This is a genomic window from Planosporangium thailandense (assembly GCF_011947195.1).
In the GTDB taxonomy this organism is placed as follows: domain Bacteria; phylum Actinomycetota; class Actinomycetes; order Mycobacteriales; family Micromonosporaceae; genus Planosporangium; species Planosporangium thailandense.
The window spans coordinates 65,993-82,173 of record NZ_JAATVY010000005.1; the positions used below are offsets into that span (position 1 = coordinate 65,993).

20 protein-coding genes are annotated in these 16,181 nt (G+C 72.3%); 7 read left to right on the forward strand and 13 right to left on the reverse strand.

Annotated features, from left to right (window positions below):
• Nucleotides 1-269: 269 nt before the first annotated feature.
• Nucleotides 270-662 (forward strand): response regulator, encoded by a 393-nt coding sequence (locus HC031_RS10025; RefSeq protein ID WP_167924955.1) that lies wholly within the window; start codon nucleotides 270-272, stop codon nucleotides 660-662.
• 826 nt (nucleotides 663-1,488) lie between these two features.
• Here the strand turns inward: HC031_RS10025 and HC031_RS10030 are convergent.
• Complete coding sequence (locus HC031_RS10030; RefSeq protein WP_167924956.1) at nucleotides 1,489-1,767, reverse strand: hypothetical protein; 279 nt, start codon at nucleotides 1,765-1,767, stop codon at nucleotides 1,489-1,491.
• A gap of 29 nt (nucleotides 1,768-1,796) precedes the next feature.
• Here HC031_RS10030 and HC031_RS10035 point away from each other — a divergent pair, with 29 nt between their 5' ends.
• Nucleotides 1,797-2,456 carry a class F sortase gene (locus tag HC031_RS10035; protein WP_167924957.1) on the forward strand — a complete coding sequence of 220 codons (660 nt, stop codon included), beginning with the start codon at nucleotides 1,797-1,799 and terminating at the stop codon, nucleotides 2,454-2,456.
• Between the two features lie 16 nt (nucleotides 2,457-2,472).
• Here HC031_RS10035 and HC031_RS10040 read toward each other — a convergent pair whose 3' ends face one another.
• Nucleotides 2,473-3,141: a response regulator gene (locus tag HC031_RS10040; RefSeq protein ID WP_338090573.1), complete on the reverse strand. Its 669-nt coding sequence runs from the start codon at nucleotides 3,139-3,141 to the stop codon at nucleotides 2,473-2,475.
• A complete protein-coding gene (locus HC031_RS34330; RefSeq protein ID WP_167924959.1) occupies nucleotides 3,132-4,334 on the reverse strand; it encodes a histidine kinase in 1,203 nt (400 codons plus the stop codon). The genes HC031_RS10040 and HC031_RS34330 overlap by 10 nt, the downstream gene beginning before the upstream one ends.
• Before the next feature lie 208 nt (nucleotides 4,335-4,542).
• On the opposite strand from HC031_RS34330, the gene HC031_RS10050 reads away from it, so the two are divergent.
• A complete protein-coding gene (locus HC031_RS10050; protein ID WP_167924960.1) occupies nucleotides 4,543-5,271 on the forward strand; it encodes a hypothetical protein in 729 nt (242 codons plus the stop codon).
• A 54-nt stretch (nucleotides 5,272-5,325) separates the two neighbouring features.
• Here the strand turns inward: HC031_RS10050 and HC031_RS10055 are convergent, their stop codons facing one another.
• Both HC031_RS10055 and HC031_RS10060 read right to left on the reverse strand, forming a co-directional pair.
• Nucleotides 5,326-5,703: a TraR/DksA family transcriptional regulator gene (locus HC031_RS10055; protein WP_167924961.1), complete on the reverse strand. Its 378-nt coding sequence runs from the start codon at nucleotides 5,701-5,703 to the stop codon at nucleotides 5,326-5,328.
• Nucleotides 5,704-5,740: 37 nt separating this feature from the next.
• On the reverse strand, nucleotides 5,741-6,232 hold the full coding sequence (locus HC031_RS10060; protein ID WP_167924962.1) for a universal stress protein: 492 nt from the start codon (nucleotides 6,230-6,232) through the stop codon (nucleotides 5,741-5,743).
• 95 nt (nucleotides 6,233-6,327) lie between these two features.
• On the opposite strand from HC031_RS10060, the gene HC031_RS10065 reads away from it, so the two are divergent.
• Nucleotides 6,328-7,020 carry a DsbA family oxidoreductase gene (locus HC031_RS10065; protein WP_338090574.1) on the forward strand — a complete coding sequence of 231 codons (693 nt, stop codon included), beginning with the start codon at nucleotides 6,328-6,330 and terminating at the stop codon, nucleotides 7,018-7,020.
• Between the two features lie 2 nt (nucleotides 7,021-7,022).
• Here the strand turns inward: HC031_RS10065 and HC031_RS10070 are convergent, their stop codons facing one another.
• The gene (locus HC031_RS10070; protein ID WP_167924963.1) at nucleotides 7,023-7,496 is read right to left on the reverse strand and encodes a VOC family protein; all 474 of its coding nucleotides are present in this window, start codon (nucleotides 7,494-7,496) and stop codon (nucleotides 7,023-7,025) included.
• Between HC031_RS10070 and HC031_RS10075 the strand changes: the two genes are divergently transcribed.
• Nucleotides 7,495-8,364: a helix-turn-helix domain-containing protein gene (locus tag HC031_RS10075; protein ID WP_167924964.1), complete on the forward strand. Its 870-nt coding sequence runs from the start codon at nucleotides 7,495-7,497 to the stop codon at nucleotides 8,362-8,364. The genes HC031_RS10070 and HC031_RS10075 overlap by 2 nt on opposite strands.
• 1 nt (nucleotide 8,365) lies before the next feature.
• Here the strand turns inward: HC031_RS10075 and HC031_RS10080 are convergent, their stop codons facing one another.
• Nucleotides 8,366-9,241 (reverse strand): Scr1 family TA system antitoxin-like transcriptional regulator, encoded by an 876-nt coding sequence (locus HC031_RS10080; protein WP_167924965.1) that lies wholly within the window; start codon nucleotides 9,239-9,241, stop codon nucleotides 8,366-8,368.
• Nucleotides 9,242-9,446: 205 nt separating this feature from the next.
• On the opposite strand from HC031_RS10080, the gene HC031_RS10085 reads away from it, so the two are divergent.
• Complete coding sequence (locus HC031_RS10085; protein WP_167924966.1) at nucleotides 9,447-10,337, forward strand: serine hydrolase; 891 nt, start codon at nucleotides 9,447-9,449, stop codon at nucleotides 10,335-10,337.
• 11 nt (nucleotides 10,338-10,348) lie between these two features.
• Here HC031_RS10085 and HC031_RS10090 read toward each other — a convergent pair whose 3' ends face one another.
• From HC031_RS10090 to HC031_RS10115, 6 genes are all read right to left on the reverse strand, one after another.
• Nucleotides 10,349-10,768 carry a PPOX class F420-dependent oxidoreductase gene (locus HC031_RS10090; RefSeq protein WP_167924967.1) on the reverse strand — a complete coding sequence of 140 codons (420 nt, stop codon included), beginning with the start codon at nucleotides 10,766-10,768 and terminating at the stop codon, nucleotides 10,349-10,351.
• Nucleotides 10,769-10,791: 23 nt separating this feature from the next.
• Entirely contained in the window at nucleotides 10,792-11,493 is a 702-nt protein-coding gene (locus tag HC031_RS10095; RefSeq protein ID WP_167924968.1) for a FadR/GntR family transcriptional regulator, read from the reverse strand.
• A gap of 67 nt (nucleotides 11,494-11,560) precedes the next feature.
• The gene (locus HC031_RS32500; protein WP_205862541.1) at nucleotides 11,561-12,070 is read right to left on the reverse strand and encodes a PH domain-containing protein; all 510 of its coding nucleotides are present in this window, start codon (nucleotides 12,068-12,070) and stop codon (nucleotides 11,561-11,563) included.
• A 126-nt stretch (nucleotides 12,071-12,196) separates the two neighbouring features.
• Nucleotides 12,197-13,087, reverse strand: coding sequence for a hypothetical protein (locus tag HC031_RS10105; RefSeq protein WP_167924969.1), 891 nt, complete (start codon nucleotides 13,085-13,087; stop codon nucleotides 12,197-12,199).
• A gap of 53 nt (nucleotides 13,088-13,140) precedes the next feature.
• Entirely contained in the window at nucleotides 13,141-13,806 is a 666-nt protein-coding gene (locus tag HC031_RS10110) for an RNA polymerase sigma factor (protein ID WP_338090575.1), read from the reverse strand.
• A 193-nt stretch (nucleotides 13,807-13,999) separates the two neighbouring features.
• Entirely contained in the window at nucleotides 14,000-14,173 is a 174-nt protein-coding gene (locus HC031_RS10115; RefSeq protein ID WP_167924970.1) for a hypothetical protein, read from the reverse strand.
• Nucleotides 14,174-14,374: 201 nt separating this feature from the next.
• Here HC031_RS10115 and HC031_RS10120 point away from each other — a divergent pair, with 201 nt between their 5' ends.
• A complete protein-coding gene (locus tag HC031_RS10120) occupies nucleotides 14,375-16,168 on the forward strand; it encodes a protein kinase domain-containing protein (protein ID WP_167924971.1) in 1,794 nt (597 codons plus the stop codon).
• Nucleotides 16,169-16,181 lie beyond the last annotated feature (13 nt).

The window sequence follows — 16,181 nt, forward strand, 5'->3', positions numbered from 1 at the left end:
GCGGTCGATCGTGCCGCTCGGATCCTGCACGCAGCCGACGCCTCGCTCGGCGGGTCAACGCAGTGCGGCGATCCGCTCTTGCGCCAGACGAAGAGCCGGCAGCGCCGTTACCGTAATGCCCAGACTGCACTAAGTGCACCTTTTTCTAAAGTTATGGCTTTTAGCGCCGAGATGGATGGCAGCACTGCCGGCGTCCGGTGGCTCGGAGCTGCCTCGCCGTCCACACGGTAGATCCATGTCCCAGATCGGCAGAAGGGAGCACCGAACTCGTGCGCGCGCTTGTGGTTGACGACTCACGGGCCGTGCGTCTGATCCTGGTCCGCACGCTCACCCGACTAGGTTTCGAGGTGTATGAGGCGCGAGATGGACGCGAAGCCCTCGACCTGCTCGCAGTCGACGGCGACGACACCACTCTCGTGCTGGTCGACTCGAACATGCCGGTCATGAACGGCCTGGACCTCGTCACGGCGGTGCGCGCCGACGAGCGCCTGCGCCACATCAAGCTGATCATGGTGACCACCGAGACCGAACGGGCCAACGTCCTGTCGGCCCTCGCGGCCGGTGCCCAGGAATTCGTGACCAAGCCGTTCATCCCGGACGCGATCGCCGACAAGCTCGCCGTGCTCGGGGTTTCCTCCGACTACGCCCCGGTCCCCGCCTGACTCTGTCATTTTGACCGATGGCCGCCGGTATGAGGTGGCTCAGCCGGGTGTCCGGGCCGGGTTCGCCAAAAGCCGGGCCGGGTTCGCCAAAGCCGGGCCGGGTTCGTCGAAAGCGATGTGGGAGGCCGCGACGGATGTCGCGGCCTCCCATCGGCGTTTCACCCACGGGTACGGCCGGGTGCCACCCTCAGATCCGCCAAACGCCCGACGACCTGCTGCAGGTCGTTGCTCATCCGGGCCAGGCGCACGCCGTGACCTGTACGGGCGACTCACCGATCCGCGGCGCATCCGGTACAGGCGCGTTTGTGGTGGTCTTTTTCGCCCGGCGCGTCGGACGCCGGAATAACATCCGACCCAACCTCGGGCGAGCCGCCACCCTGACTCCGCGCGCCACTGCGGGTCCTCCGGCGGCCGGCCCGGCTCCCATTTAGTCCGCTCCCGGACGGATAGCCCGCCACACCGGGGGTAGCTCACACCCTGCCGGTCTAACACTGATGGTGTAGCTCACCTACCCGGCTTCTCATACGGCCGGCGCAGTCCGCACCACGCGTGGTCGCACATCGCGGAACCCCAGCAGTTCAAGGTCAGTGATCCGACTTTGTAAGGGGGCAGTGGTGCACAAGCCGATCCAGCACGGATCCTCGCCGCGAGCGGGAGATCACGATCGTCGGCGCGGTCGGGTACGGCTGCGTCTGTTGGCAGTGGTGTCGTTCGCCGTCATGGCGGTAGGGGCTGGCAGCGGCGTAGCCGCGGCGAGTGAGCATCCGGAGTCGCTGTCGCTGTGGCCCGTCCAGGAACCGTCGGAGTCGCCGTCGCCGGAGGCGAGTCAGTCCACGTCGGAGTCGGCGTCACCCGAGGCGAGCCAGTCCAGCGACCAGCCCTCGCCGGATGCCGGCACGTCCACGTCGGCCTCACCCTCCATGGGGCCGACCGGGTGCGGCGCCGCCTCGCCGTCACCCGCGGCCGGTGGATGCCCGACGCCAACGCCTTCTCCGCAGGCCGTGACGCCGAGCGGCGCACCCAGCACCGGCGGTGGCGGTACCGCGTCCCAGGCCATGTTCCTGGTGACGGTGGCCGCCGCGGCGATCCTCGTCCCGCTCGGCATGGGCCTGACCCGGCGGCGTCGGACGACAGATGAATGATCGCCAGCCGCTGGTCCGTGGCGCCGGCCTGCTCGCCGTGCTCGTCGCCGTGCTGATGGTGGGGGCGCGCGGGCAAACCACGCCGGACACGTCCCGGCTGACCTGGGCTGCTCCGTCGACCGCCCCACGCGGGTCGGCGGGGCGGCCCGCGCCGCCGGCGTCGGGCGGACCGCAGCCGGAGGCGTTGCCCCGCTCCGCTCCACTGCGGGTGTCGATCCCCGCCATCGACGCCGAGTCCGCACTGGTCCCGCTGCGGTTGAACCCAGACCGGACCGTCGAGGTACCTCCGGTGGAGGACCCGATGCAGGCCGGTTGGTACGCGCTCGGTCCGACGCCCGGTGAGGCGGGAGCGAGCGTCATCCTCGGGCACGTGGACGGGTACACCCAGCCGGGGATCTTCTTCCGCCTGCGGGACCTGCGCTCCGGCGACCAGGTACTCGTCGCCCGCGCCGACGGCGCCACGGCCCGGTTCGTGGTGTACCGGACCGAGCAGGTGCCCAAGGACGCCTTCCCGACCGCGGAGGTGTACGGCGGCACCAGCCGTCCGGAGCTTCACCTCGTCACGTGCGGTGGAGCGTTCGACCGGCAGGCGGGTAGCTACCTCGACAACATCATCGTCTTCGCGGTGCTGGCCGGCTCCGGCTCCGGCTAGCACCGCGTCTAGCCCATCAGCTTTCGCCGGGCCGGACGAGGCCGGTTTCGTACGCCGCGACGACCGCCTGCACCCGGTCCCGGACGCCGAGCTTGGCGAGGACGCTGGAGACGTGGGTCTTCACGGTCGCCTCGCCGAGGTAGAGCTGACCGGCGATCTCCGCGTTGGACAGGCCCCGGGCCACGAGGCGCAGCACGTCGCGCTCGCGCTCGGTGAGCGTATCCAGCACGGCGGCGCGAGGCGTGCGCACGGACGGCGCGGCGGCGAACGACTCGATCACCCGGAGCGTCACGGACGGGTCGAGCAGGCCGCCGCCGGTGGCGACCGTACGCACGGCCTCGATCAGCTGTTCCGGCGGTGAGACCTTGAGCAGGAACCCGCTCACGCCGGCCCGAAGCGCCGCCTCGACGTAGTCGTCTTCGTCGAACGTGGTGAGCACCACGACCCGGACGTCCGGGTGGCCGGCGAGTACCCGGCGGGCGCCTTCGATGCCGTCGACGTGCGGCATCCGGATGTCCATGAGGACGACGTCGGGGCGTGTCGACGCCACGACGTCAACCGCGGACGCGCCGTCCGGGGCCTCCCCGACCACCTCGATGTCGGGTTCGGCGGTGAGGACCATCCGCAGGCCGACCCGGACCATCGCCTCGTCGTCGACGAGGACGACCCGGATGTTCACTGCCACCTCCGTGGGATCGGAAAGCGCGCCGTCACCGCGAATCCGCCCTCGTCGCGCGGTCCGACCCGCAGGGTCCCGTCGAACATCGCGGTGCGTTCGCGCATGCCGATGAGGCCGTGGCCACCGACGGCCCCGGCGTGGGACGTGGCGCCGGTCCGACCGGCGGGCAGCGCGACGGTGGCTGCTTCGCGGCCCGGCCCGTCGTCGGTCACCTCGACGGTCACGGCGTCCGCGGCGTAGCGGATGGACACGTCGGCGTGGCTGCCCGGGGCGTGCCGCAGCACGTTGCTGAGAGCTTCCTGCAGGACGCGGTACGCCGAGACGTCGAGCGCGCGGTGCAGTTCGGCGGGCTGTCCGTCCACCCGCAGCGTGACGGACAGGCCGGCCGCGCGTACGTCGGCGATCAGATCCTCGGCCCGGGCCAGGGACGGCGCCGGCGCCGCGGGCGCGGCCGTACCCGATTCGCGCATGATCCCGACGAGCGAGCGCAGCTCCTCGACCGACTGACGCCCGAGCCGTTCCAGCCCGAGCATCACCTCGCGCTCGGCGGGCCGGGTCTCCAGGACGTCGTTCAGTTGCCGGCGCAGTCCGCCGATCTGCAACGTCATGACGCTGACCGAGTGGGCGACCGCGTCGTGGATCTCGCGGGCGATGCGGGTGCGCTCCTCGATCACGGCGGCCTGCGCCACCGTCTCCCGCTGGGCGTCCAGCGCCGCGGTCATCTCGATCAGCGTCCGGCTGCGCTCCTGCTCCCGCCGTACCAGAGCACCGCTCCACCAGGCGGCCACGAAGATCAGTGGGAAGAACATGTTCATCCAGGAGAAGCCGTCGCGGACGGTGTCCGAGGCGGCGAAGATGACCATGGCGGCGGCGAGCCCCCAGCGTGACCGGCGCGCGGGCTCGGCGTACCCGGCCCAGCCGACCGCGACGAGGGTCGAGATCAACCCGGTCCCGCCGGGGCCGGGGATGTCGAGCAGGATGCCGACGGGGTAGAAGCCGGCGACCATGACCGCGCCGGCCGCCGGCCACCAGCGGGCGAGGATCAGCCCCGCCGGAACCCACGCGGCGACCGCGACCAGGTGCACCGGGGTCGGGTCGAAGCGTGCGTCCGAAAGGGCCTCGACGACGGCGAGCACCGCAAAAGCCGGCGGCAACAGCCAGGCCAGGCGGCGGAGGTCACGACGTCGAGGTGTACGCACGCCGTACACCCTAGGGGCGCCGGGTTGCCGAGCGTGATCCGTCGGACGACGGAGATCCGGGCAGCCGTTCTCCGTCGTACGGGGGAGGCGAACCGGCTGCGCCGCGACGGAGGTGCGCTGAGTGGGCCGCTCGGCACGATCGTCTGTGTCGCCGACCGGCGGCGCCGACCGTCACGGTCCGGCCCTATCCCCGAAAGGACCTCACACCATGGCCACCAGCCAGTTCGCCGTCACCGCCACCGCCGACACCGACACCGACACCGACACCGCGGACGTCACGACGCCCGCCGGCACCCGCACGCGTGGCGCGCTGCGCCTGCTCGCCGGGGTCGCGCTCGTGGCCGGGCCGGTCCTGTTCGCCGCCGGCATGGCGACCTCACCCGAGGCGGCGAGCGCCTCCGACGCCGACTACATCGCCTCCCTGGCCCGGGACGCGACACAGACCCAGGTGTCCGCCCTGTTCCTGCACTACGCCAATCTGCTGATCGGCCTCGGCATCCTGGCGGCGCCGGCCCTCGTACGCGGCCGGCGCGGCTTCTGGCCGGCGCTCATCGGGGCGGTACTCGCCGCCATCGGGTTCGCGAACCTCTCCGGCACGCTGCTGAGCGACTGGTGGAACCTCTCGGCCGGCACCCACCTCTCGTCGGACCAGGCGGTGGCCGTGTTCCACGGCTTCAAGCAGGCGTCGCTGCTGGGCCCGTGGAACGCCACCACCCCGTTCAACCTGATCGGCCCCGTGCTCGTCCTCGTCGGGCTCGCCCGGGCGGGCGTCGTGCGGTGGTGGACGGTGCCGCTGCTGGTCGCCGGCGTGATCGGTCTGATGGTGATCCCGCCGAGCCTGCCGCAGGTCACCGCGGCGGCCGTACTCGTGGGCTTCTCGCCGCTGGCCCTCATCGGCGCGCGCCTCGTGGGGCGCTACCGCGCCGGCACGGTCTGACACGCTGACCGCACAACGGGCCCGCCACCCCGCCGGGTGGCGGGCCCGGACACGTCAGGACGCGCAGCGGATGCAGGTCCGCGCCGCCGGTCGCGCGGCCAGCCGCTCGGCCGCGATCGGCTGCCCGCAGCGCTCGCACCGGCCGTACGTACCCGCGTCGAGCTGCTCGAACGCCCGGTCCAGGTCGGCCAGGCGCTCGCGGGCCCGGGTGAGCAGGGCCGCCACCTGGGCGCGTTCGAAGGCGATGGTCGCGCCCTCAGGGTCGTGCTCGTCGTCGGTGGCCACCGAGGTCGAGGCCTCGATGATTCCGCCGAGGTCGCGGGTGAGCGCGGCGACCTGGGCGACGGTGCTCGCCCGCTCCTCGGTGAGCCGGTCCCGCAGCAGCGCCCGCTCGGAGTCGGACAGCGGAGCGCCGGACGTCGGTTCGTTCATCTGACGATCTTCGCGCAGTGGATGGCGGACCCGTACCTCACCCGCGCGCCGACCGGTGGTCCCGGACCACCACCACCGGGCAGGGCGCCCGTTGGATCAGGTCCCGGGACGTACTGCCCAGCAGCAGTTCGCTGAGGGCCCGGTGGCCGTGTGTGCCCACGACGACGGCCGGGCTGTCGCGCTCCCTCGCCAGGCGGATGAGCGTGTCGGAGACGGTGGCGTCGTCGGCGACGACCAGGCTCTCCGCGTCGAGGCCGGCCGCTCTGGCCAGGGTCGCACCGTGCTGTGCGGTGCGCTCCGCGGCTTCGTACGCCGCCTGGTCGAGTTCGAACCCGGCGCGGACGTCCAGGACGGTGGGTGGCTCCTCGAGTGCGGCGATGGGCTGCGTCGCCCGTTCGAAGGCCCGGCCCGCCTCCCACACCACGACGACGAGGACGTGGTGCCGGAAGAGCAGGGCCGCTGTCTCGCGGAGCGCGTGTTCGGCGGCCGGCGTGCCGTCGTAACCGACGATGACGGGGCCAGAACTCATGGCAGTTGTCACGTTACGCCTGCGCCCGAACCGGCCTCCGGTGCCGCGACCGGCGCGCGCTATTGTTGAGCATTCAATAACTTGGAGTGCCTGACGTGATCACTGTCGAAATCTGGTCCGATGTCGTCTGCCCGTGGTGCTACATCGGCAAGCGTCGGTTCGAGCGCGCGCTCGAGAGCTTTCCGGGGGAGGTCACGACCGTATGGCGTAGCTTCCAGCTCGATCCGGAGGCGCCGGCCCACGAGGACCGTCCGCTCGTCGAGTCGTTCGCGGCTCGCAAGGGGCTGTCGGAGAGCCAGGTCCGCGCCATGTTCGCGCAGGTGACCGAGGTTGCCGCCGGCGAGGGGCTGGCGTACGACTTCGACCGGGTCCGCGCCGCCAACACGCTCGACGCGCACCGCCTGCTCCACTTCGCGCGGGCGTTCGGCGCGCAGGGTGAGCTCAAGGAGCGGCTGCTGCGGGCGTACTTCACCGAGGGTGAGCAGGTGGGCGATCTCGAGGTGCTCGCGCGGCTCGCCGGCGAGGTCGGCCTCGACGCGGCGCAGGCGCGCACGGCGCTCGAGAGCGGGGCGTACGCCGACGGGGTACACGAGGACTTCCGCACCGCGCGGGAGTTCGGCATCACCAGTGTGCCGTTCTTCGTCTTCGACCGGCGGTTCGCGGTCTCCGGCGCGCAGCCGGTCGAGGTGTTCACGCGGGCGCTCGAGGCCGCGGCGGCGGAGGCGTCCACCGTGGACGCCACCGACGCCGACGGCCGGGCGTGCGACGACGACAGTTGCGCGGTCTGAGCTCAGCCCTGCTCGGCCACCCACGCGCGGGCCGCGGCCTCGATCTCCTCGGCCGACACGTCCCGGTCGTGCCGCGCCACGCACCAGCGGATACCGAACGGGCAGCGCACGACGCCCATCCGGTCACCGGAGAAGGCGTCCTGCAGCGGCGTCACGACCGTCGCGCCGCCGGCGACGAGCCTTTCGAACACCGCGTCGACATCGGCTGTCCAGTACGTGATCGTGAAGTTGTTGCCCTCCGGCGGCGGCGCGAGGAGACCGTAGCCGGGTGACGCCTCGCCCAGTTCGAAGACGCACCCGCCCAGCCGGATCGCGGCGTGCATGACGGTGCCGTCGGGCATGGTCGCCCTGGTCAGAAGCTCGGCGCCCAGCGTCTCCCGGTAGAACTCGATCGCCTTCGCGCAGTCGTTCACCGCGAAGTAGGTCACGAGTCGCTGGCTGCCGGGCGGGGCGACGGTCGCAGAATTGTCAGTCATGTGCGCCATGCTGACGGGCATGGGGACGACCGGGCTTGGACAAACGCGACACGCGGCGACGACCAGTGAGTACGGGATTCTCGGCGGCCGGGGCGCGGACTTCCGGCTCGACCGGGTGCCCGCCGCCGCCGACCTCGCCGACCTGGTCGAGCGGCACTGGCTGGTCAGTTGGCGACTGCCCGCGGGCCGGCGCGGCTCGGTCACGCTGTTGCCGCACCCGTGCGTCAACCTGGTCTTCGACCGGGGTGTGGTCGCGGTCGCCGGGGCGGGCGGCGAGCGCTTCACCTACGAGTACGAAGGTGCGGGGCGGGTCTTCGGCGTCAAGTTCCGGCCGGGCGGTTTCCTGCCGTTCCTGGCCGGTCCGGTGTCGCGCCTGACCGGCCGGTCGTTCCCGCTGGCGACCCTGTGGGGCGCGGCCGACTCGCGGCGCTTCGCCGACGACCTGGCGGCGAGCGACGACCTCGACGACCTCGTCGCGGTCGCCGAGCGGCACCTGCGGGCCCACTGGCCGCAGCCCGATCCCGAGGTCGCCGTGGTCGGCCGGATCGTCCACGCGCTGCTGCACGACCGGTCGGTCCGCCGGGTCGACGACGTGAGCGCCCGGTTCGGCGTCTCGCCACGCTCGCTGCAACGGCTGTTCCAGCGGTACGTCGGGGTCAGCCCCAAGTGGGTGCTGCAGCGGTACCGGTTGCACGAGGCCGCCGCCCGCCTCGCCGAGGGCACGGCCGGCACGTGGGCCGAGGTCGCCGCCGACCTGGGCTACTTCGACCAGTCGCACTTCATCCGCGACTTCACCCGCGCCGTCGGGATGACCCCGGTGGCGTACGCGACCGCCTGTGCGCAGGGACGGGCGCCGGTGAGCGCCTGACTCAGGAGGCTGCCGCCGCCGGCTCCGGCCAGTACCGCTCGAGGTCGGCGGCGAGCGATCGGAGGTACCCGGCCGACTCGGTCGGGTCGAGCGCCGCGCTCTGCAGCGCCGCGAACAGCGCGGCATACCGCGTGATGTCGTCCGGTGCGGCGAAGAAGGCGTCCCCGGCCGGGCACTCGACACGTACGAGGGGCCGGCTCCCGGCGGCCCGGAAGTCGTACATCATGAAGCCGGTGCTGGCGAAGACGGGCAACGGCCGGCCGATGGGGATCACGCGCAGGTCGAGCCGGGGCAGGCGCCGCGCCCGGACCGCCAGCGACAGGATCTGGTGGCGGACCGCCTCCACCGGCGCCACGGCAAGCAGGAGCGCCCGGGCGTCGAGGACGACCTCGTACCGGACACCGTCCACGGTGGTCAGTACCTCCTGGCGGCGCATCCACGCGTCGGCCCGGGCGTCGGGATCGCTGTCGCCGGTCGCCTGGGCGACCGCCCGGGCGTACTCGCGGGTCCGCAACAGACCGGGCAACTGGACCGGCTGGTGATGGCGGATCCGGGCCGTCCCGAACCCCGGTGCGGCGCCCGGGTCGGGGTGCCCGTCGTCGCGGCCGGTTCGCACGATCCAGGCGCCCTCGCCGTTGTCGGCCGCTGTCGCGCCGAGCAGTTCGGCCCGCAGTTCGCCGTCCGCGCCGTACACCGCGAGCAGGTCCGCGACGTCGCTGACGGTGATGCTGTGCAGGCCGCCCTCGGCTCGCGAGACCTTCGACTGGGACCAGCCGAGCGTCCGAGCGACCTGGTCGCCGGACATGCCGGCGGCGACGCGCAGCCGGCGAAGCTCGGCCCCGACCCTTGCCCGCGCGGCGGTGGCCTCCGGTGGCACGGCGCCTCCTTACCCACGCATGCATGAAACTGCTTGAGGCTAGCAGGGCAGAAGGTGGGTAAGAGTTTGATTCCGAGCATTTTGCCGATTCGTCGTGTGCGCACAGCAGCCGGGAAGTGTCCGGAAAAGAAGTGCATACTTCGACACAGCCCGGGTAGGCCCGGCGGCCGTGATCAGATGGCGTCTCTTGTTGACAGGTGTGGCGTTGACCGCGGGAGTGAGCGCCGCGGTCGTCGTCGTCGACCCGTTCACGCTCCAGCGCGCGCCCGGGCGCGAAGCGGCGCCGCGACCGTCCCCTCTGAACGCGCTCGTCGTACCCGTGCAGACCCCGTCGGCCAGCCCCACGGCGGCCCTGTCGGCGGTCCGATCCCCGCAGGAACAGCGGCAGCAGAACGAGGCCGCGTTGACCGCGGCGCTGCAGAAGTACGACGAAGACACCTATGCCGATCTCGCGGTGACGGTGGTGGATCGCAGGACCGGCCGTACCTTCAGCTTCAACGGGCAGCGGCCGTTCGAGACCGCCAGCACCGTCAAGGTGGACATCCTCGCGACGCTGCTGTTGCAGGCACAGCGCGCCGGGCGGACGCTCACGTCGTCGGAGAAGAGCCTCGCCAGGTCCATGATCGAGGAGAGCGACAACGACGCGGCGACCGCGCTGTGGAAGAAGACGGGGGGCATCTCCGGCAGCGCCGGTGTATTCGGTCTGATCGCCACCACGCCCGGCGCGCGCGGCAAGTGGGGAGTCACCACCACGACGACGGAGGACCGGGCCAGGCTGATCGACACCCTCGCCGATCCGGCAGGCCCGGTCGCGAACGCCGACTACCTGTTCGGCCTCATGAGAAACGTCGCCGACGACCAGTCGTGGGGCATCAGCGCCGCCGCCCGCCCGAGCGAGACCGTCGCCGTGAAGAACGGCTGGATGACGAGGGACGATGACGACGGCCGATGGGAGATCAACAGCATCGGGCGGATCACCGGCGCCGACACCGACGTCACGATGGCCATCCTGTCGCGCGGCCACGCCAGCCAGCAGGCCGGCATCACCATGGTGGAGGCGGTCGCCAAGCTGGCGCGGACCTACCTGGAGTGGTGATCCGGCGTACCTCAGCCGGTCCGCGCCGGTTGGCCGGTGTCGCGCCGCTGCATGCCCGGCCGGTCCGGGTCGATGCCCCACGAGAAGATCCGGCGCGGATGGATTCGGATCATCTCGGCGCTGGCGTACGACGCGGCGGCCGGCACGTCACGCAGCGCCTCCGCCCACCCGCGGACCTCGATGCCGCGTACCCGCCACGGGTCGAGGGAGGCGATGTCGTCCACCACGAAGGAGACCTGGCTGTTGGCTTCCACGTTCCGGAACTTGCGGCTCGCGCCGAGGTTGTAGCCGGTGATGTCGATGGTGCCGGTCTCGGCGTTGTAGCGGAATCCGACCGGGTTGTTCTGCGGTGCCCCGTCGGGGCCGACCGTGGCGAGGCGCCCGAGGCGTTGGCTCGACAGGTAGCGGTGTTCGGCTTCGGTGAAAACCATGCCCTCAAGCCTTCAACCTGAAGTCAGGTTGAGGTCAAGGAGCCGTCGCAGGCGAGCGTCCGCAGCAGGTGGCGGCGCACGTTGGCGACGTGCGCCGCGGCGGTGACGCGGGCCGCCTCGGCGTCGCCCGTGGTGAGGGCCGCCACGATTCCGAGGTGGTCGTCGTACGTCGCCGCACGAAGGTCGGCCGGCGGCGCGGTACCCAGGATGCGGGGCTGCAGCGCGGGCGGGGAGATCGCCTCGACCAGGGTCGCGACCGCCTCGTTGCCGGAAAGCTCCACGATCCGCCGGTGAAGGGCGAGGTCCGCGTCGAGGAAATCGGACACGGGCGCGTCCGGCGCGCCCCGGCGGACAAGCGTCGAGAGCGCTTCGGCGTCGCCGGTCGTGATCCGTGCCGCGGCGAGCGCGGCCGCGTACGGTTCGAGCGCCGCCCGCAGGTCGAGAAGCTGGACGAGCTCGTCGTCCGGGAGGATGTCGGCGGCGAAGCCCAGCGGCCGCAGCAGCAGCGGGGTGCGCAGGCTCGACACGTACGTTCCGTCGCCCTGCCGGCTGACGAGGACGTTCATGGCGGTCAGTGAACGCACCGCCTCCCGCAGCGCGCTGCGCGACAGGCCCATCCGGTACGCCAGGTCGTCCTGACTGGGCAGGCGGCTGCCCGGGGACAGCTCGCCCGAAGCGATCATGTGCTTGATCCGGATGACCGCCTCGTTCGCCACCGTCATCATGTCGGCCCCTCTCCGACGAGGCCGGCTCGACCCCGTCAGGAAGGGACGGTAGGCATCAGATGTTTCGTCAACCGGTCACGATGTTGCGGGAATGTTGCCGGTACATGGTCAGGTGCCGGCGCAGCTCCTGATACGCGGCGTGGAAGGCGTGCCGGCGAAACGCGAAGTCGATGCCCTGCGCCCAAAGCGTGGTCTCGATCGGGCCACCGTCGTGCGGGTCGATCTGGACGCTCATGCCGCCGGCGACCCGCAGACCGCCGATCGAGTACCGGGTGTCGCGAACGGTGATCCGGTCCACCTCCGACCAGGGCACCGTCCGGCGACCCAGCAGGCCCAGGACGCGTACGCCGTGGCCGCTGACGTACACGCCCATGCGCAGGATCCGGTAAGAGGCGACGACCCAGAGCGCGAACAGGGCGAGTACGAGTACCCAGATGCCGGAAGGGGTCCAGCCGACGGCCGGCTGGAGTATGCGCTCGGTCGTCCAGCCGAAGAACGCCAGACCGAAGAGCTCCCATGCCACCACGACCCAGCGACCCGGGCCGGGGGAGTAGGGGCGGTGCCACTGCGAAGTCACCGGACGAGTCTGGCAAACCGCGCGTGCCCGTGTACCCGCTATTCGGCCAGTACCTCCCGAATCCGGGTTGATTCCGGTGACCGCCACGCCCACCGTTGGGGGGGGAACGGTGGGCGTGGCGGTCGCTTACCGGTGTCCTCCCCGGGAGGAGGACACCGTCGCCGACCGTGTAGCGGGGGTGGAGGAGGGGCTACGGTCGGCGGCGTTGGGGTCGGGCTGACTCGACGTCGGCACCGGAGAGGGCCGCGGCGAGTGCGACTTCGAGGCGGACGGGCTGGGCCTTGCGGACAGGCTGGCGGAGCGGGGCTGGGGCGACAGCGGCGCGGTCGGGCTGGCCGGGTTTGCCGGCGTGGCCGCGCTCGCCGGGCTCGGCAACTGCGACGCCGGCCGGACCGGTACGCCCAGCAGACGTGAGCAGTAGGGCCCCACCGCCGCGGGATCGCCACCGGCCAGGGCGATCAGGGTGGCCAGGGCCTGGCTGTCGAGGCCGCTGCTGCCGATCCCCGCCGGCCCGGTCGGCCGGTCGGCGAGCAGGAGCAGGCAGAGGTTCTCCGGCGACGGATGTGTCGACGGCAGGGGTGTCGGCGTGCTTCGCGGCGATGCCGACTGACGACCGGCGCCCGATGTGGTCGCGCCCGGCGCGAGCCCCGCTCCGGAGGTCGCCCTGCCGCCGAACCGGGAGCCGAGGCTGGAGACGCCCGGAATGCGCGGCAGGGCGTCGACGGCGGCCAGGGCCACCCCGCCGGCGGCGGTCAACGCGAACGCGGCGGTGACCTTCACTGTGAGGAGCCTCGTGACGAGCGTTCGGCGCCTGGACGGGTGCCCCGGGGCGAGAGCGGGCGCGCGGAAGGCTGCGAGGGCCGCCTCTTCCCCGTCCAGTTCGTGCGGACGTGCCGGAGCGGTCGCAGCGGTGAGCAGGTGAACGAGTACGTCCGGAGCGCCCGCGTGACCGAGGTCGCCTCGTAGTAGCGACTCGGCGGCGCTGGCGTCCAGTCCGGGAACTGCGCCTCTTCCCATCCCACGTCCTTTCAGCGTTCCAGCTCCGTCCGGTGTTACTCCCTTCGGAGAATTCATCGTTTCCGCAGCCTGACGGTGGTCTCCCGGCGCCGGCCGGCCGGCCGGTCGGGGTGACCGAGGCGTTCGGCGAGGCGGCGCAGCCCGCGGTGCGCGGCGGTCCGGATCGCGCCGGGCCGCTTGCCCAGGACCTCGCCGGCGGCTTCCGCGGAGAGCCCGACGACCACCCGCAGCATCACCGCCTCGGCCTGGTCGCGCGGCAGGGTGGCGATCAGCGCGACCGCGGTGTCGGTCGACAGCGCGTCCAGCGCTCCGCCGGCCGTGTCGTCGGCGGCCGCCAACTGCGTGAGCTCCTCGACGGGTATGTCCACTCCCGGCCGCCGACGTACCCGCCGCAACAGGTCGAGGGCGCGATGGCGGGCGATGGTCGCGGCCCAGCCCCGGAAGTCGTCGACATCACCGCGGAACCCTTGTATTCCCCGGGCGATCTCCAGCCAGACGTCGGCGGCGACGTCCTCGGCGTCGCACGGCACGAGCGTGCGCAGGTAGCGCAGCAGGCGTGGCTGCACCTCCCGGTACAGCAGCCGGAAGGCCTCCTCGTCACCGCGCTGCGCGGCTGCGATCAGGTCGTCGCTCTCGAGCCGGTCCCCGTGGGTCGCCCCGGCGGTGGACAGTCCACATACGACAAGATCGAGGGACTGGCCGTATTCGCCCCGAGTCACCCGGACATGATGGGGTAGCTCCGGTCGGGTGGGAAGCTGTCGAATTCCTCGGCGCGGTTCCTGCTGCGCGTAGTGGCAGAGTCGCGTCGCGTCACCAGGGGCGTGTCCCGTTTGCGGGATAACGGGCCGAATGCTCTTCGTTGCGTGTGGCGGTCCTGACTGTGGGTAAAAGCCCGTTATGAGCACACCACGATCAGGCGACGAGCGGGCCGAACTCCAGCCGCGAACAGGGGCTGAACAGCCCTGGGACCCCGAGGATCTCGCGGCGGCCGAGGGGAAGGACCCGACGCCGGAACATGTGAATTTCGCACGTCGAGAGCTGGAGCGCCTCGGACCTGCTGCGATCGAGAAAACTGTCCCATAACATCAGCCGCACTACGGCCGTCCGGTGCTCCTGCCGGCGGCCGACATCGACCGGGGCCGGGGGGCTCCGGCCAGCCGGTGGCAGCGAGTCACTGTCACGAGCGTCGACGGCGTATGCGGGGGAGCCGCCGTTGTAGTCGCGCAAACTGAAGTTCTCGACCGGATCGGCTCCGGTCATCCTCGCTGGGGGGCAGGGGTCAGTCAGGTGGAGGCGGTCCAGGTACTCGGGGGTCGGTATCGACTGGTGGAGCGCCTCGGCACGGGTGGCATGTCCGTCGTGTGGCGGGCCTACGACGAAGTGCTCGGCAGGCCCGTCGCCATCAAGGTCCTCGCCGCCAAGCTGGCGGCCGACCGGGACTCGCGGGAGATGATCCGGACCGAGGCCAAGGCCGCCGCCCGCCTCTCCCACCCGCACGTGACGGGTGTCTACGACTACGGCGAGTCCACCACTGAAGACGGCACCACCGTTCCGTACGTGGTCATGGAGCTGATCTCCGGACGTACCCTCGCCGAGCGCCTGGGCGGCGGACCGCTGCCCTGGCGGGCGGCGCTGCGGGTGGGTGCGGAGGTCGCGGCGGCGCTCGCTGCCGCGCACGCGCAGGGGCTCGTCCATCGCGACGTCAAGCCCGCCAACGTCATGCTCACGGCGACCGGTGCGAAGGTCGTCGATTTCGGGATCGCCGCCGTCGTCGGCGAGGCGGGCCAGTCCGAGCCGGACGGGACGGTGCTCGGCACCCCCGCCTACCTCGCGCCCGAGCGGCTCGGAGGCGGCCCGGTCCAGCCCGCCTCCGACGTCTACGGCCTGGGCGTGCTGCTGTACCGCGCGCTGACCGGCGCACCGCCGTGGGATGCCGAGACCACGACGCAGATGATCAACGCGCACATGTACGCGGCGCCCGAGCCGTTGCCGCCGATCACCGGGCTGCCCGCGGGGATCGCCGAGCTGTGCCGGCGGTGCCTGGCGAAGGATCCGGCCGACCGGCCGTCGAGCCTCGACGTCGCGCGTACGCTCGCCGCGGCCGCCGGTGTCAAGGTGCCGCTGCCCGCGGGCGCGGACGATCCCGACGATCTCGTACTCGATCCGGAAGCGCCCGACCCGGTCCTCGACGCCCTGGCCCGCCGCGGCCGGCGTCGGCTACGGCGTCGGCGCGCGCTCCAGGTGGTCGGGGCCACGGCGGGCGTGGCGACCGCCGGCCTCGTCCTGGCCACCTGCGCGGAGTTGCCGCGCGGGCAGAGCAGCCCCCTCGCGATCGCCGACCGGGCCGGCACCAGCCCTGCGCCCTGCGCCGTCCGCTATGTGACCCGGTCCGACTCCGGCGGCCGGTTCACGGTCGATCTCACCGTCACCAACGCCGCGCCCAAGCCGCTCGACGGGTGGGCCCTGGAGTTCACGTTCACCGGCGGCCAGACGCTCGTCGAGGGATCGGCGGGCCAGTGGAGCGAGTCGCCGGCGGGCGCGGTCACCGTACGCTCGCCGGCGACCGGCGCGTCGCTTGCCGCCGGTGCGTCCAGGTCCCTGCGCTTCTCCGCCGCGTACCACGACTCGAATCCGATGCCGACCGCGTTCGCTCTCAACGGGGCGGCGTGCGCGTACGTGCTGGTCGGCGCGTCGGGCGAGACCCGGACCGGAGGGCCCGGAACGGGCAGCGGGTCCGATGTGGAGGCTGACGGCGGTGGCGCGGCCCCGGGCGGGCGCTCCGGCCGGCTACCCGCCGATGGAGCGGTCCCGGCCGGTGGCGCAGCCGTGGTCGACGGCACCGTGGGCGGTGTCCAGGGCCCCGCTGTCCGCGGCACGCCGGCGCCCGGCCCGGCCAGCGGTCGCCCGGGCGTCGAACCCTCCTGTTCCGCTGTCGCCGGATGGCCCACCGCCTCCCACTCCGCTGGCGCGACCCCCGATCCGACCCCGACGCACAGCCCCGAGCCGACCGCCGCCGGGCCGACCGGGTCGCCCGCTCCGACCAGCCAGTCACCCTCAGCCGGGAGTACCCCCTCCCACTAGGCCGAGGCGGCGG

What these genes read in the sequence shown, in the direction of transcription:
- HC031_RS10030 (WP_167924956.1), bottom strand. Translation starts at nt 1,767, where the DNA reads ATGCCGAGCGGGACGAGGATCGCCGCGGCGGCCACCGTCACCAGGAAC.
- HC031_RS10035 (WP_167924957.1), top strand. Translation starts at nt 1,797, where the DNA reads ATGAATGATCGCCAGCCGCTGGTCCGTGGCGCCGGCCTGCTCGCCGTG.
- HC031_RS10050 (WP_167924960.1), top strand. Translation starts at nt 4,543, where the DNA reads ATGGCCACCAGCCAGTTCGCCGTCACCGCCACCGCCGACACCGACACC.
- HC031_RS10055 (WP_167924961.1), bottom strand. Translation starts at nt 5,703, where the DNA reads ATGAACGAACCGACGTCCGGCGCTCCGCTGTCCGACTCCGAGCGGGCG.
- HC031_RS10060 (WP_167924962.1), bottom strand. Translation starts at nt 6,232, where the DNA reads ATGAGTTCTGGCCCCGTCATCGTCGGTTACGACGGCACGCCGGCCGCC.
- HC031_RS10075 (WP_167924964.1), top strand. Translation starts at nt 7,495, where the DNA reads ATGTGCGCCATGCTGACGGGCATGGGGACGACCGGGCTTGGACAAACG.
- HC031_RS10070 (WP_167924963.1), bottom strand. Translation starts at nt 7,496, where the DNA reads ATGACTGACAATTCTGCGACCGTCGCCCCGCCCGGCAGCCAGCGACTC.
- HC031_RS10090 (WP_167924967.1), bottom strand. Translation starts at nt 10,768, where the DNA reads ATGGTTTTCACCGAAGCCGAACACCGCTACCTGTCGAGCCAACGCCTC.
- HC031_RS10095 (WP_167924968.1), bottom strand. Translation starts at nt 11,493, where the DNA reads ATGATGACGGTGGCGAACGAGGCGGTCATCCGGATCAAGCACATGATC.
- HC031_RS10105 (WP_167924969.1), bottom strand. Translation starts at nt 13,087, where the DNA reads ATGGGAAGAGGCGCAGTTCCCGGACTGGACGCCAGCGCCGCCGAGTCG.
- HC031_RS10115 (WP_167924970.1), bottom strand. Translation starts at nt 14,173, where the DNA reads ATGTTATGGGACAGTTTTCTCGATCGCAGCAGGTCCGAGGCGCTCCAG.